Source organism: Pseudomonas sp. Irchel 3E19 (assembly GCF_900187585.1).
Lineage (GTDB): Bacteria > Pseudomonadota > Gammaproteobacteria > Pseudomonadales > Pseudomonadaceae > Aquipseudomonas > Aquipseudomonas baetica.
Genome location: NZ_FYDT01000086.1, coordinates 1 through 13767 on the forward strand (window position 1 = coordinate 1; position 13767 = coordinate 13767).

At 54.6% G+C, this 13767-nt stretch carries 13 protein-coding genes and 3 pseudogenes; 6 read left to right on the forward strand and 10 right to left on the reverse strand.

What is annotated here, in order from left to right:
- Positions 1 to 579: 579 nt before the first annotated feature.
- The 6 genes and pseudogenes from CKW18_RS28865 to CKW18_RS31625 all read right to left on the reverse strand — a co-directional run bounded on the left by CKW18_RS28865 (position 580) and on the right by CKW18_RS31625 (position 5359).
- The gene (locus CKW18_RS28865; protein WP_095191886.1) at positions 580 to 2199 is read right to left on the reverse strand and encodes a methyl-accepting chemotaxis protein; all 1620 of its coding nucleotides are present in this window, start codon (positions 2197 to 2199) and stop codon (positions 580 to 582) included.
- 99 nt (positions 2200 to 2298) lie between these two features.
- A pseudogene (locus CKW18_RS28870) lies at positions 2299 to 3525 on the reverse strand (IS66 family transposase); the annotation flags it as partial.
- 79 nt (positions 3526 to 3604) lie between these two features.
- On the reverse strand, positions 3605 to 3940 hold the full coding sequence (tnpB, locus tag CKW18_RS31290; protein WP_095191887.1) for an IS66 family insertion sequence element accessory protein TnpB: 336 nt from the start codon (positions 3938 to 3940) through the stop codon (positions 3605 to 3607).
- Positions 3937 to 4269 (reverse strand): transposase, encoded by a 333-nt coding sequence (locus CKW18_RS28880; protein WP_256587121.1) that lies wholly within the window; start codon positions 4267 to 4269, stop codon positions 3937 to 3939. Before CKW18_RS28880 ends, tnpB begins: the two co-directional genes overlap by 4 nt.
- An 11-nt stretch (positions 4270 to 4280) precedes the next feature.
- Positions 4281 to 4760, reverse strand: a complete 480-nt coding sequence (locus CKW18_RS28885) for a LysR family transcriptional regulator (RefSeq protein WP_256587122.1) — start codon at positions 4758 to 4760, stop codon at positions 4281 to 4283.
- 14 nt (positions 4761 to 4774) lie between these two features.
- On the reverse strand, positions 4775 to 5359 hold the full coding sequence (locus CKW18_RS31625; RefSeq protein WP_371857658.1) for a hypothetical protein: 585 nt from the start codon (positions 5357 to 5359) through the stop codon (positions 4775 to 4777).
- A 386-nt stretch (positions 5360 to 5745) separates the two neighbouring features.
- On the opposite strand from CKW18_RS31625, the pseudogene CKW18_RS28905 reads away from it, so the two are divergent.
- Together CKW18_RS28905 and CKW18_RS28910 are read left to right on the forward strand one after the other, a co-directional pair.
- Positions 5746 to 6322, forward strand: a pseudogene (locus CKW18_RS28905) (LysR family transcriptional regulator).
- A 104-nt stretch (positions 6323 to 6426) separates the two neighbouring features.
- Positions 6427 to 6795, forward strand: coding sequence for a putative quinol monooxygenase (locus tag CKW18_RS28910; RefSeq protein ID WP_170947345.1), 369 nt, complete (start codon positions 6427 to 6429; stop codon positions 6793 to 6795).
- A gap of 48 nt (positions 6796 to 6843) precedes the next feature.
- Here the strand turns inward: CKW18_RS28910 and CKW18_RS28915 are convergent.
- Positions 6844 to 7113 (reverse strand): annotated as a pseudogene (locus CKW18_RS28915) (iron-containing alcohol dehydrogenase); the annotation flags it as partial.
- 527 nt (positions 7114 to 7640) lie between these two features.
- Here CKW18_RS28915 and CKW18_RS28925 point away from each other — a divergent pair.
- The 4 genes from CKW18_RS28925 (at position 7641) to CKW18_RS28940 (ending at position 10855) form a co-directional block, all read left to right on the forward strand.
- Positions 7641 to 8111, forward strand: coding sequence for a VOC family protein (locus CKW18_RS28925; RefSeq protein ID WP_095191890.1), 471 nt, complete (start codon positions 7641 to 7643; stop codon positions 8109 to 8111).
- Positions 8111 to 9016, forward strand: coding sequence for a glycine betaine ABC transporter substrate-binding protein (locus tag CKW18_RS28930; protein WP_238156284.1), 906 nt, complete (start codon positions 8111 to 8113; stop codon positions 9014 to 9016). Before CKW18_RS28925 ends, CKW18_RS28930 begins: the two co-directional genes overlap by 1 nt.
- 81 nt (positions 9017 to 9097) lie before the next feature.
- Positions 9098 to 9574, forward strand: coding sequence for an Atu1372/SO_1960 family protein (locus CKW18_RS28935; RefSeq protein WP_167394900.1), 477 nt, complete (start codon positions 9098 to 9100; stop codon positions 9572 to 9574).
- A 15-nt stretch (positions 9575 to 9589) separates the two neighbouring features.
- Entirely contained in the window at positions 9590 to 10855 is a 1266-nt protein-coding gene (locus tag CKW18_RS28940) for a sugar MFS transporter (RefSeq protein WP_095191891.1), read from the forward strand.
- Positions 10856 to 10868: 13 nt separating this feature from the next.
- Here the strand turns inward: CKW18_RS28940 and CKW18_RS28945 are convergent, their stop codons facing one another.
- From CKW18_RS28945 to CKW18_RS28960, 3 genes are all read right to left on the reverse strand, one after another.
- Complete coding sequence (locus CKW18_RS28945; RefSeq protein ID WP_218274360.1) at positions 10869 to 11534, reverse strand: TetR/AcrR family transcriptional regulator; 666 nt, start codon at positions 11532 to 11534, stop codon at positions 10869 to 10871.
- Between the two features lie 669 nt (positions 11535 to 12203).
- Complete coding sequence (locus tag CKW18_RS28955) at positions 12204 to 13097, reverse strand: glycine betaine ABC transporter substrate-binding protein (protein ID WP_095191892.1); 894 nt, start codon at positions 13095 to 13097, stop codon at positions 12204 to 12206.
- Between the two features lie 422 nt (positions 13098 to 13519).
- Positions 13520 to 13767 (reverse strand): integrase core domain-containing protein (locus CKW18_RS28960; protein ID WP_141233150.1); only part of this gene is annotated, 248 nt, incomplete at its 5' end.

Genomic DNA, 13767 nt, shown 5'->3' on the forward strand with positions numbered 1-13767 from the left:
TTTGGGATAGGAGCTTCGTTGGCGCATGGAAATCCTGGCGATAAGGGTGATCGCGTCCGCTTAAAAATAGGCGGACACCATCGCCCTTAATTCCGGATTTCTGAAGGTGTGTTCGCTGGCCGCTTACCTTAATCTGCATCGAAGCCATTGTGCAAAGCGCATTGAGGTGCTGTTGTTGATTGCTGCTTTGGCCAACTACCTTCTGTTTTTAACAGGGCTGCAGGCACGAGAAAGTGGTTTGGAGCGACGCTATCAAAGCAACAGCATCAAGGAAAAGCGAGTGCTCTCATTGTGGCGACTAGGCTTGGAATACTGGCGAAGTTGCACAGATTTTGGAGGCCGAGGACACTTGGAAATATTGGAGCGGGCTCTGCGTGATGAGGTAAGCCATCAAGCGCAGAGTTTAGGGTAAATTTGTGGGGATCCCTCAGGGTCCGACCTCAATAATTTTCGGGTCGGCACGCCAATCGTTATTGCAACGGACAAACAAATCGAACGCCCATTGAGCCGTTGCCCACGGCCCAATTTCGTAATTGCCGCAGCATCTCCCTCGTTAAGCGGTGCTTGGCGTTATTTTACTTAGAGCAAGAATCTTGCAACCAGTTTGCTCATGTCCACCGCAAGGCGTGAAAGCTCAGAACTGGCAGCGGCGGTTTGGTGGGCTCCTGTTGTGCTTTGGATAGAGAGATCACGAATACTCATCAGATTGCCATCGACCGAACGCGCTACTTGGGCTTGCTGTTCCGATGCGGTAGCTATCATCAGGTTCATTTCGTTGATTTCGTTAATTGCTTTCGCGATCAGCATCAGCGCCTCGCCCGCCTCGTGAGCGATACTTAAGGTTTCGTCCGCCTGTTCACAACTCTCACTCATGGCTTTAGTTGCCTGCTCGGTGCCCTTGAGAATGCCTCCGATCATTTGCTCAATTTCTTGAGTGGATATCTGGGTACGATGTGCGAGCGCCCTAACTTCATCCGCTACTACCGCAAAACCGCGCCCTTGCTCTCCTGCACGCGCGGCTTCGATTGCCGCGTTCAAGGCCAGTAGATTGGTCTGCTCTGCAATCGTGCGGATAACTTCCAGTACCTTGCTTATATCCTTGGACTGTACCGCCAGGCGCTTCACGTCAGCGCTGGTGTTCTGTATCGACTGGCTGAGACTTTCGATGGCGCTGACGGTACTCGTCACTTTAGCGGCACCGGTGCGTGTCGATAGATCAGATGACTTCGCAGCATCGGATGCGGAGGCGGCACTGCGAGCAACCTCATCAACAGCGGCGGTCATTTGGTTCACCGCAGTCGCCGCTTGATCGATTTCGTTGTTCTGGCGCAGTAGACCTCTGCTGGACTCTTCAGTGACTGCGTTCATTTCCTCAGAAGCTGATGCAAGTTGAGTGGATGAATCCTCAATTAGCTTAATCGTGTCTCGCAGATTACTCTGCATGATCTGTGTAGAGCGCAATAGGTCTGAGAACTCATCATTGCCAGTGATAGTAATGGTGCTGCGTAGATCCCCCTTGGCGATGCTTTCATTAATCCGCAACATGTCGCGCAATGGGGTGACGATGCTTTTTGTGAACAGCACGGCCAGCAAAATAGTCGTAAATGCTGCCGCCAAGATGATAAAAATTACAAACATCAAGCCGCTTTGATAGGTATCCTCGGATGCATTGCCTGCATTATCGGCCTCGTCGATGTTCAGTTGGACAAGTGTATCCACCGCTCCTGCTAGAACCTTAGTGACAGGGGCGATATTGGAATCATTATAGGCCTGTGCTTCTTTAAATTCGTTGCGATTGACCAGTGCCGACACTTGATCAAGCAAGGCTAAAAGCTTTTCACCATTATCCGAAACGGCTTTGAACAACACGGCCTCTTTCTCGCTGGCCACAAAATGCCGATAGGCTTGAATCTGAGCCTTTAAATCATCGCGGGCGGTATTGATGGTCTTGAGTGTATTGGAGATTTCTTGCGGATTAGTCTGAAATATCAGTCGTCGATTTTCCAGGCGTAGACGCAATGTGGCCACATTGATCTTGTCTGCAACGACAATGCTTGCCAGTGAGTCGTTTTCTAGGCTTTTGGCTGTCTCTCGGATCTGCCCCATTTTCCATACGGAAATACCGCCCAATACCACCAATAACAGGGCAATAAATGCAAAGCTGAGTGTAGCGCGAACCGACACTCTTAAATTTCTCATAGCACTGCTCCCAGGATTAGCTTTCGATTAGCTATCGGCCAATTCAAGCGAAGCATAAGCATCTGAGTCATATGCGCCCGGGCATCATGCCTTGCATGATTAAGCTGCCTGCCACTTATGCGGCAGCAACTGGTCGATTTCACTCGCCCGCTGCGTCGGCAGGCGCGTGAGGACATCTTTTAGATACGCGTACGGATCATGGCCATTCAGCCGCGCAGACTGGATCAAACTCATAATCGCCGCCGCCCGTTTGCCGCTGCGCAACGATCCTGCAAGGAGCCAGTTCTTGCGTCCAAGTGCCCACGGCCGGATCTGGTTCTCCGCCCAATTATTGTCAATGGGTACGGCCCCGTCATCGAGGTAGCGCGACAGCGCTGCCCAGCGTTTCAGGCTGTAATCGAGTGCTTTGCTGATGGCTGAGCCTTCGGGCACGAGGTCACGCTGTGCGATCATTCAGGCGTGTAACATATTCATCGCCGGTACTGCTTTTTCTTGCCGTATTCGACGCCGTAAATCCGGCTCCAGATCGCGGACTTCGCTCTCGATTTCGTACAACAATTGGATATAGCGCAGGGCTTGCTCAGCAAGCGTGCTTTTATTCGTGGCGTGCAGCTCGAAGAATTTGCGCCGAGCATGGGCCATGCAGCCGATCTCAGTCACGCCGAGTTCGAAACTGGCTTTATAACCGCCAAAATCGTCACAGACCAGCTTGCCCCTCCAGTCTTGCAGGAAGGTGCGAGCATGCTCTCCGGCACGGCTGGGGCTGAAGTCATAAACAACCGCTGCCACATCCGAGAACTGGCTGGTGGCGTAGGCCCAAACATAGGAACGGTGGGTTTTCTTTGTTCCCGGCATGAGCATCTGCACCGGTGTTTCATCGGCATGAATAACTTGCTGCCCGAGCACCACGTCGCGCAGCGCATCGACCAGCGGCTGCAACCGAACCCCAGTCATGCCAACCCATTGAGCCAAGGTTGAGCGTGGAATCGCCAGGCCCGCTCGACCGAATATCGATTCCTGACGGTAAAGCGGAAGATGATCAGCGAACTTCGCGGTCATGACGTGCGCAAGTAATCCGGCAGTCGGGATGCCCTTGTCGATAACTTGCGCAGGTACCGGCGCCTGGATCAGCGTTTCGCAGTCATCGCAGACCCATTTGCCACGCACATGGCGTTCAACGGTAAATACGCCGGGCGTGTAGTCCAGCTTCTCGCTGACGTCCTCGCCGATGCGCTTGAGGGCACAGCCGCATGGGCAGTGAGTGTTGTCCGGTTCGTGATGGATCAGTGTGCGTGGAAACTCAGCCGGTAATGCAGTGCGCTTGGGGATTGGGTAGCAAAGTCATGGGGTCGATTTTGCCAGAGCAGGCAATTTGCGGCGATAGACCGATAGGCCATGGCAGTCGTTAAAGCAGTGTGATCGAGCCTCCAGAACCTGCGCGTTGCCATGGCAGACCCAGCACCAATGTCTGAAGTTGCTCGGTATCCAGTTCCATTTCAGAGCCATGGCGAATGCCAGGCCAGTGGAACTTGCCTTGGTTCAACCGGCGCGCCGCCAGCCATACTCCGAAGCCGTCATGCACCAGCACTTTCATGCGATTGGCGCGGCGGTTGGCGAACAGATAAGCGCAGTGCGGCTGCGCCGCACCGAACACCGCGATCACCTTGGCTAACGCCGTTTCGGTGCCTGCGCGCATGTCCATCGGTTCGGTGGCGAGCCAGATGGCGTCGATGCGAATCATCGCAACAGGTCTCGAAGAAAAGTCGCACAGGCGGCAGCACTTTCAGTTGGCCAGTTCACTTTGATGGTGCCGCGCGGGTGCTGTATTTCAACGCAGATATTCGATGATGCTGGATGGGAGTTTGCCCCGGCCAGCGGCATGGCTAACGGAATAAATGCAGGTGGGAGCGCCGGGCTTTTCTGCGCTTGCAGCCGAATCCATTTGTGGACGAGGTTTGCGTTGAGGTTATGGCCGAGCGCGACGCTGGCAATCGAAGCGCCGGGCTGTGCACACTCTTGAATGACCTGGGCCTTGAAGGACTTGGAATAGGAACGGCGTGTTGGCTGCATGAAATACCCGCTTAAAAGGCTAGAACTGGTGTCCACTTAGATTTAGGTGCACACCTTGTCTTGGCTTTGCGGAGCTGGGTAGATGACTTGGCCGGACGCATACCTTCATCTGAAAGCACCAGATCTATTTTCAGATTCGGATAGCTTCGTAGAAAGCGAGTCACCGCAGGCATCAAACAGACCCTGGCGAACGAGCCGGGGGCGGAGACACGCAATACGCGTTTAGGCGTCTCCTGGCTTTTTACGGTCGTATAATAAGCTTCGTCCACGGCGGCGATGATACGAGAAGCATGAGGCAGGAAAAGCGCACCGTCCTCTGTAAGGCACACCTGCCTTGTCGTGCGATGCAGCAACCGCATGCCCAAAGACTTCTCGAGCCTGGCGAGTTTTTGACTGGCTACCGAGGGAACCAGCCCCAGCTCCGCGCCAGCAGCGGTGATGTTTCCCATTTCCATGGATCTGACAAACAGGTTCAACGCTTGAATATCCATGTTATGGCTCCCATTCAGCGTGTCTGCACGGGTGTTGCGTTGATTTTTACTCGCGACAAGCTGTAGGGTTTTTCTCGTAGATCTTTGCCGCCATGAAATCCCGCTTGGCGATGAAGCTGGTTGACAGTGAAATACAGGTGGCCGTCGGTTCCCACAGAGAGTGTGTCCGGCCACAGTATTCGTGGGTCATGAACGACCGTCTGCCAACTACCATCAGGCAGGCGCTTGCGAATACTGTTGTCTTGATAGTCGCCAGCGTAGATCGCACCTTCGCTGTCAGCCTCTAGCCCGTCCGAGGGCCCTTTTTCGCCTGAATCCTTAACTGCCTCGCAGAGCTGCTGCTCGGTCAGCCGAGAGTTGAAGGTCAAATAATGAGAGTTCGCAACGCCGATGGAAGCAGCAAGCCATTTGCCGTTGCTTCTGACGGTATTGCTCTCTCGGCGGATCGCCAGACGCTGTATTTCTGCCCACTGTCCAGCCGCCACCTGTATTCGGTGCCTCAAAGCTATTGCGCGCCCCGACAGGTCTGCCTGGTTTAACGCTAAATCGGGGTAAGGCTGCCTTCCCTTCGCGTAATTCGCCGACAGTGAACGGTACATTGCCGCCCCAACGAGGGAAGTTGACGAAAATGCGTCCCTTTTCACTGATGCTGACGCCCGTTGGCAGAGCGTCGCGAAATGCGAAGACCTGTTCAATCTTCCCCTGAGACTGGTCTTTTGGGAGAACGGTTATAGCAGCAGCCTGTGCAGGCTGGCTGCTGAACGCGACTATCAACGCCATGGATGTCCACGAAATTGATTGTTTAAAAGACAAGATAGGTCTCCTTGGCCTACTTCCGGCGGGCCAATATTGAAGAGTGAGCTCAGGGTCTTTTCGAGGCCAAGGCATGCCAAGCTGACAATGAGATTTCGGTGGGCATACTGACGCCTTTATTGGGGCTTAAAAAGCCGGTGAATTCGCTAGCACTTTCACTTGAATAGCGAAAATGATGCGGCTGGACGACTTAAGATTATTCGCGTGTACCGTAAAGCTTGGGAGTTTTCCAACACGGTACGTGAGGCTGCCCTTTTGCCGGGACAAGTCAACGCCGCCATAAAACGCCTGGAGCACGAACCCGGTATCCGCTTGTTCGCCCGCTCTACCCTTAGCCTGCGCCTGACTGGAGAGGGGATGACGTACCTCCCCAGCGCAATTACCGCATTGGAAGCGCTGGCTCAAGGGCAGGAAAGATTGCAGGGGCAAGGCAACGAATTATGGCTGTTTGGGCAGCAAAAGATTGCCATCAAGGGGCTATTGCTGAGTGACGGTGCGGATACCGTAAGGCTTTGGGCGATAGCAGGCGAAGGTATCGCCTACAAGTCCTGGCTTGACGTCCGCGAGGATGTTCTTGGCGGTCGTCTGGAGAGCATCCTGGAGAATTGAGCCCGTCAAATTTTGTCTGTCCGCACCGCAAGCAATACTCGCCGGTATTACGGCAATTGCACGAGATGCTGAGCCGCCATTTAGCGCCCTTCGCTGACGACATGTCTACAGCATTGGCGGACGGCCGCAAAAACCCTTAATTCGACTGCGTGATCAGTTGCTTGTAATTGTGTTGCCCGGGTGTTGGATTCTTGAAAAGCGAGTTCTGAATTCGTTGATTGCTGACTACTGAGGTATGGGTTTGATGGGTAGATTTGGTTTTGCAGAACGTATGCAAACATCTACTCACGAGGGTAAAGACATGCTTTATATGGTTTTCAGCGGCACGATCATAGAAGGCAAAACCGAAGAGTTTTACCGAGACGTCGCAGCGGTATCGCAAAAGCTCACCCTGCAGCACGACAAGGCAGTGGTCTACCAATGGCATCGGGACGAAGAGAATGCAAACCGCTTTTTCCTGAATGAGCAGTGGGAAAGCGTCGAGGATCTGCATGCCCATTTCGAGACGCTCTACAAAGCCTTCGGACCGGCTAAGCCGACTGAGCGTTTGCCGTCCAAAATTCTCGACTACCTTGACGAGGCCAGAGTAAATTTCTATCAGACAGTTGGCTGATAGAAATTCGCTCCCTTGGGCAGGTTGCCCAAGGGAGCTGTTGCTGGTCTCAATCGCTGAAATGGCGAAGGTGTCCGAAAAGGGATTGGCATTGATGTTCCAGATTGACTCCAATGCATGCGACAGCGCGTCCAGCCCCGTAGACACCGTGACACTGCCCGGAACCGCCAGCGCCAACTGCGGGTCAACAACGGCCACCGTTGGCCTGGTGCATTCCAGATGCAGCGAGTATTTTTTGTGGCTTGCCGAATCCCGGATCGTCGGCCAAGACGCGACTTCGCTTCCGGTACCCGCCTTGGTCGGAGCAGCAATCGGTTTCTCCGGCTGAAACCTTGAACTCGATGCCACGCAATACCGGGTTATCCCCGTAACGCTTGGTCAGTTGGCTGATGTTGATCATTTCAGCCTCCGCGCATCGATGTCTCGATACGGGTGGGCAAATCGGCGAAGGTGTTGGCCGATCTTGAGAATTACGGGACGGATATCGCGATACAGGTCCGGCGACCCGATGGGCGTATTGATACGCTGATCGTCGATCCCCGCCTGCATTGGGTAGACGCACCTTCCTTGATCGTGACGGCATGCTCTGGTTGCCAGCAGCGCAGATGGATCGGGTCAGTTTGTTCAATGACGGTACTTCGCGCTCCCCACGCGTTGAGCCTGACCGCAAAGCCCTCGCCTCGTTGACAAAGGATGGGGGCTGTTTCATGTGACCGATACAAATTATCAATTGATAACTTGTTGTCCGGTTTTATTTATCGAGTGATAATTAATTGCCGGTCAATGCAGCCAAAAGGATGCGCTGGCGCTTCAACTCACCGCATCAATTAATGCCAGGAGAAACCATGGGAGTGCTACAGCTCGACCATTTCACCATCCGCACCGAACAGTGGGCTGAAACCGCCGAGTTCTTCGAACACGTCATCGGCCTGACGCCAGGGCCGCGACCGGGGTTTCGTTTTCCCGGATGCTGGATGTACGCCGCTGGCCACCCGTTACTGCACATTGCCAGCGTTCAAGGCGATCCGGATGAACTCAAGGGATACCTCGGCGACAAGCCGGGCGGCTATGGCTCGGGTTCGCTCGACCACGTGTCGCTGCGTTGCGAAGGGCTGGAGCAGGTTCAGGCGCGGTTGCAATCGATGGGGATCGCGTTTCGTGAGCGCGTCATCCCTCAGATTGCTGAGCACCAACTGTTTCTCGAGGATCCTAACGGCATCACCATCGAGATGATTTTCGACTATGTGCCGGGTAGCCGTATCGTGGGTCAGGCCATGCCGCACCTTGCTGTCGGTCCGTCTGAGGAAGACCTGTGATGGCAGGTTTCAATCGCAGACAGTTTATTCACGCCTTGGGTGGCACGGCACTGTTGGCGCCTGTGCTGGCCCGCGGCAACATCTTCAAGGGGAACCAGACCATGGTACGACTCGGTGTCACCGACCTTTCCTTTCATCGCGCCACTGCGGCCGTCATTGTGCAAGTGTTGCAGCGCATGGGGTTTGCCGTAGAGCGTTCTTACGCACTACACGAAGCCAACTTCGAGCAACTGCGTGCAGGGTCGATCGACATGATTGCCTCGGCCTGGATTCCCTCCAGTCATGGGCTGTACAAGGCACGTGTCGAAGAGCAGGTTGCGACCCGTGAACTGGGGCTGCATTACGAGCCGTATGCGCTTTGGGGCGTGCCTGACTATATCCCGGAGTCCGAGGTGGGTTCGGTCGAGGACCTGCTGAAGCCGCAGGTGTTAGCGCGCATGCACCCCCTGATCCAAGGCATCGGTCCGGGTGCCGGGATCACGCGTTTTTCCCTGCGCATGATGGACGATTACGGCCTTACGTCGGCAGGCTACCACTTTCGTACCGGCACTCAGGAAGAGTGTGTGGAAGCTTTTGAAAGTCTGGTACAGACGGGGCGCTGGGGAGTGGTTCCGCTCTGGCATCCACAGTTTTTACATTTCCGTCATCTCATACGCGACCTCAAGGATCCCAAGGGGTTGCTGGGCAGCGTCGACCGCGCAGTATTGTTGGCGCGAGCCGATCGCCTCGGGCATTTGAGCGCTGCGCAGATTCAGGTACTGGACAACATTCGCCTGAGCAATGCCATCGTTGCCGAACTTGATTACGCCATCAACCGCGAGGGCAGAAGTGCTGACCAGGCAGCTATCCGCTGGTTGGATAAAAACCCGCAAATGCTTGCCTCCTGGCTCACCCCACTTGGCTGAGTAACCACAGATTTTTCCTCGGTATAGCGTCCAGGCGCGCCGTCGGTGTGCCTGACAATAAAAACAACACAGGACCTCACAATGAATATTCTCAATACACCCGAGTTACGCCTGCAGGCAGCCGGTTTGCACTTGCCACGTCCCGCACCAGCACTGGGCAACTATGTACCTTGGAGCATTGTGGGCAACACGCTGATGACGTCAGGGCAGTTCCCCTGGATCGATGGTCAACTTCAGTACCGTGGACGCTTGGGCCGCGATCTCGATTTGGAGCAAGGGTATGCGGCCTGCCGCCTGGCAGCGTTGAATGCAATAGCTCAACTCAAGGATGCAGTAGGTGAGCTGAGCCGGATCCGCCAGATCTACAGGCTTGAAGGCGTGCTCAATGTCGCTGAGGATTTTTACGACCATCCCAAGGCCCTCGACGGCGCTTCGGACATTTTGGTCGAGATATTCGCTGAGCGCGCCCGGCACACACGGATGATTTGGACCAACCCGGTGATGCCCATGGACGGCTTCTGTCTGGTCTACCTGTTTGCCGAAATAGACCACCAGTGAACAGGAGCCAAAACCATGATTCAGGCCAATAAACTGTTCTTCGCCAGTTGCTTGTCGCTGCTGGTGACTTCAATGATTTTTTCCATCCGCGCGGACGTATTGCAATCGATCAGTGCCGACTATCTCTTGTCCAACGCGATGATCGGCTTAACGATTTCATCAGTGTTTTGGGGCTTTACATTGGGTATTATTTCCTGCGCCTTGATTGTTGATTGGGTCGGCATGAAGTGCCTGCACATTGTGTCTGGGTTGGGTTACCTGCTGGGGATTACGTTGATTCTGTTGGCACCGGCCAATAGCAGCGGCCAGCCCATTAACGATGTGTTTGCAGCCACGGGCACCACGGTGCTGTATCTTGGATTTCTGCTCACCGGTATTGCCCAGGGCATTGTGGAGGGCGTGACCAATCCTCTGGTCGCTACGCTGTTCAAGCGTGACAAACGGCGCATGCTCACTAGGCTGCATGCCTGGTGGCCAATGGGTCTGATCGTGGGTGGCTTGATTGCTTGGGGCCTGGGACAACTGGGTCTGTCCTGGCAAGTCAAGTTGGCGGTGGTAGCCTTGCCCACCCTCGGTTATCTGATGCTGGTCATTGCACTCCAGTACCCCAGCACCGAACGAGTAGACGCAAGGATATCCAGCGGCGTCATGTTCGCCCAGCTCAAGCGCCCTTTGTTCATCGTGCTGATGCTGCTCATGTGGTTGACAGCGGCCACCGAGCTGGCCCCTGATCAATGGTTCGCAAAAATCATGGTCGACCTGCTACCCCAATTGGGCAGCAATAGCATCCTGCTCTTGGTGTACACCGCAGGCTTGATGTTCATTCTCAGGCATTACGCGTCGGGCTGGATCTTCGCGCGCTACTCGCCTTTTGCGGTGCTGACCTCAAGTGCGGTACTGACACTGGTAGGCTTGCTTGGCCTGGGTTTGTCCGGACAAAGTGCTCTACAGGGAGGCTTGACGGGCGCCGTAGCGCTCTTCTGCGTAACGGCATTCGGCGTTGGCAAGACCTTCTTTTGGCCGACTATGCTCGCGATCACAAGTGAGTTGCTGCCCAAGGGCGGAGCGCTCTTGATCAACTTGATGGGCGGCGCAGGCATGCTGTCGGTGATGGTCGCCGTGCCGGCAATCGGTTCGTTGATGGATCAATACGACACCGCCAGCGCGTTGTTGGTGGTCGCCTTATTGCCGAGCGTGCTGGTCATCGCCTTTGCCAGCTTGTGGCTCTACTCACGCAAACGCGGTGGGTACCGTCCGAATGTGCTGGAGGCACCACACTGATGGCAATTGCAGCCTAAGGCGTCGGTGCCGGATGGCAATGCAGGGCGCCGTCCAGGAAGCTATTGACTCGATGGGTGATCAGATCGGTCAGATTTTCCGGGACGGGCATCTGGTAAACCCACTTACGTACCCCCAAGTAAAAGAAGCTGCTGTGGAAGCCCCACAGCACTTCGATATCGAGGGCCAGCTCGTGCTCGGTCGGCGCGTCGGTGAGTTGCCTCTGGTGACGCAGCTCTTCAATGATCACCAGGAAGATATTCTCATGCAGGCGCTTAAGGTAACGCTGGTTCAGAGCGGGGTCCTGCAGGCCTGCATACAGGAAGATTCGCACCCACTCATTGTTCAGTATCGTGCGGGTATAGCTGATGAAATACTCAATCAACCGCTTTCTCAAAGGGCATGTGCGATCTTTGAGACGAAGCTCCAAATCAGGATCCCAGCGGTTCATGAACACTTGCTGGTAAACCTGTTCGATTAACAGCTGTTTGCTGGGGAAGTAGCGGTAAAGCAGGGGCTGAGTCACTTGCAAACCCTTGGCCAGTTCCCTTGTGGTCAGGGCAAAGCCTTTCTGGGCAAACAAGGAGATGGCCCGGTCGACCATCTGCTGTTGACGGTCCACCGCTGTGAGGTTCTTGCGACCAGCAGTAGACACTTTTTCGGTGTCGCTGATTTTTGCCATTGTTGACCTATGCAATAAAGGGTGCGCAATTCATAGAATAATCATACCCGTTAGCGCGAGCACAATGGTGCTGCAGTGCGACAGTCGTTCAGGGATATCGTAGTGAACGGGGCAAAGGCGAGAGGTAGCATGACCAGTGCGGCACCGACGAGTATTGCGCGTTGCCGCGTGGTTCGGGTGCTGCCCTTATTGCAGGAAAAAGCCAGACTGATTAGCGAAAGCGTTGTCAGTATCAGGTGAGCGTTAATTTATATCTTGAGTCGATGGGTTGGCAGCTGATCAGGTCATTACCCACAGTCTTGACTTCTGCAAAAGCACCTTCTTGTATTTCACTCCCTCAATGGCCTTCCTACCGCTCGTGCTGCTGGAGGCAGGATTCGCCAAAGTGACGAGCGGTCGACCCTGGGCCGCACGTTGGCCGGTGTCTATGACACGGCTCTCAAGACGTCAGCAAGTATGGCCAAAACCCTCAAGGCCGAGCAGCGTGGCGGGACGAATGCTGGAAAGCCGACGATATGCAGACATGTTATCGCGGCAGCAAACTTGACGATAATCAGGTATGGCAGTCTCTACACTCGTATAGGTGTAGAGATTGCCATCCGACAAGAGTGGGTCTAAAGGCTGTCAGCCTAATACTTGAAAATTCTCCAAGTATTTAAAATACACGCGTTAGTCCAACGGTTTCAGCCACGCGTTTAGGATTTCAGGGTGCCTCGCCAACCAATCGTTTGCAGCATTATCGGCGGATTGGTCTCCGCGATTGAATGCATCATCGAGTTCGGCAACAGTCAAATTCGACAGACGAATGTTGTCCAGCACCTGGATCTCGGCGCTCGTAAGCAATGTCAGGCGATCCTCGCGAGCCAGCAGCACCGCTCGATCAATGCTGCCGAGCAATCCCTTGGGATCTTTCAAATCGCGAATGCGATAGCGGTGGTGCAAAAATTGCGGGTGCCACAACGGAACGATGCCCCAGCGTCGCTCGCGGTACAGTGCTTCAAAAGCTTCAATGCAATCGTCCTGGGTGCCAGTGCGAAATTCATAGCCTGCGTTCCGCAAACCATATTCCTCCATTATTTTCATTGAAAACCGGGTAATGCCGGCGCCCAGACCAATGCCTTGAATCAGCGGGTACATTCTAGAGCGGACGTCGGGATTGAGGAGGTCTTCAATAGATGCCACTTCACTTTCGTACACATAGTCGGGCACTCCCCACAAAGCATAGGGCTGGTAATGCAGACCGAGTTCACGAGTGGGCGCCACAGCGTCCACCGCCTGCTTGTAAACCCCATGACTGAAAGGAAGCCAGGCGGAGGCCAGCATATCGATCGAGCCCTCGCGTAAGCGCCGAAAGTTGACCTCATGCAACGCATATTGGCGTTCTACGGTCAGCCCCATGCGCTGCATGACAATCGCAACCACCGCTGCAGTTGCGCGATGGAAAGACAGGTCTGTCACGCCCAGCCGAACAATGCGCGGCCCCGTCGCAACGTTTGCTTTGGAGGAGGCTTGGTGAGTCACGGCCTGAGTGTTGGCTGAACGACGAGACGGGGGGGTACGCATGTCTTTTCCTTAAAGAGAGTTAAGCCTGCGAATTAAAACTTCGCACTGGAAAGGATCTGTCTTGCACCAGCGTCATTAGATGGGCGCTGGTGCCGCATCGGTCTTCACGCGCAGCCCGCTGTACTGTTAGTGGTCACTGGCATAGATGACACCTGAGGCATCAGCCTCAAGCCTATCGAAAGCACCTTTTTCTCCAAGGTCTCCAACGGCCATGTCGAGGTGCTGCGTTCATCTATTTGTCTCTCAGAAGAGCGGTGGGCAGCGGATATGAAGGGACCTGAGTTGGCGTTCATGTTGAACAGTCCCGCTAGACGCAAAAACCCACTGGTGGCATTAACAGTTTCATTGAAATCGATAAACTGAGAAGAGTTTGAGCTTTATGAGATGGACTTGCCCCTACAAAACCGGACACCAACTCCCCGTTAAATTGATGCCACTGCCAAGCGCCTGAACTCCCTCGGTGAGCGATAGTTCAAGGCGCTGTGCGGATGCTGCTCGTTGTAGTGTTCGAAGGCAATTGCCAGGTTACGCAACGCCGTTTCTCGATCCGGCTTGGGCATGTGCGCCACGTAGTCACGCTTGATCGTCTTCACGAAGCTCTCGGCCATGCCATTACTCTGCGGGCTACGCACTGGTGTGGTCACCGGCTGCAAGCCGATCTGCCGAGCAA

Excerpts from the sequence above, each read along its gene's own strand:
- CKW18_RS28935 (WP_167394900.1), top strand. The coding sequence starts at position 9,098 with ATGAATATTCTCAATACACCCGAGTTACGCCTGCAGGCAGCCGGTTTG.
- CKW18_RS28940 (WP_095191891.1), top strand. The coding sequence starts at position 9,590 with ATGATTCAGGCCAATAAACTGTTCTTCGCCAGTTGCTTGTCGCTGCTG.
- CKW18_RS28945 (WP_218274360.1), bottom strand. The coding sequence starts at position 11,534 with ATGGCAAAAATCAGCGACACCGAAAAAGTGTCTACTGCTGGTCGCAAG.
- tnpB (WP_095191887.1), bottom strand. The coding sequence starts at position 3,940 with ATGATTCGCATCGACGCCATCTGGCTCGCCACCGAACCGATGGACATG.
- CKW18_RS28925 (WP_095191890.1), top strand. The coding sequence starts at position 7,641 with ATGGGAGTGCTACAGCTCGACCATTTCACCATCCGCACCGAACAGTGG.
- CKW18_RS28885 (WP_256587122.1), bottom strand. The coding sequence starts at position 4,760 with ATGGATATTCAAGCGTTGAACCTGTTTGTCAGATCCATGGAAATGGGA.
- CKW18_RS31625 (WP_371857658.1), bottom strand. The coding sequence starts at position 5,359 with ATGTACCGTTCACTGTCGGCGAATTACGCGAAGGGAAGGCAGCCTTAC.
- CKW18_RS28955 (WP_095191892.1), bottom strand. The coding sequence starts at position 13,097 with ATGCGTACCCCCCCGTCTCGTCGTTCAGCCAACACTCAGGCCGTGACT.
- CKW18_RS28930 (WP_238156284.1), top strand. The coding sequence starts at position 8,111 with ATGGCAGGTTTCAATCGCAGACAGTTTATTCACGCCTTGGGTGGCACG.
- CKW18_RS28880 (WP_256587121.1), bottom strand. The coding sequence starts at position 4,269 with ATGCAGCCAACACGCCGTTCCTATTCCAAGTCCTTCAAGGCCCAGGTC.
- CKW18_RS28865 (WP_095191886.1), bottom strand. The coding sequence starts at position 2,199 with ATGAGAAATTTAAGAGTGTCGGTTCGCGCTACACTCAGCTTTGCATTT.
- CKW18_RS28910 (WP_170947345.1), top strand. The coding sequence starts at position 6,427 with ATGGGTAGATTTGGTTTTGCAGAACGTATGCAAACATCTACTCACGAG.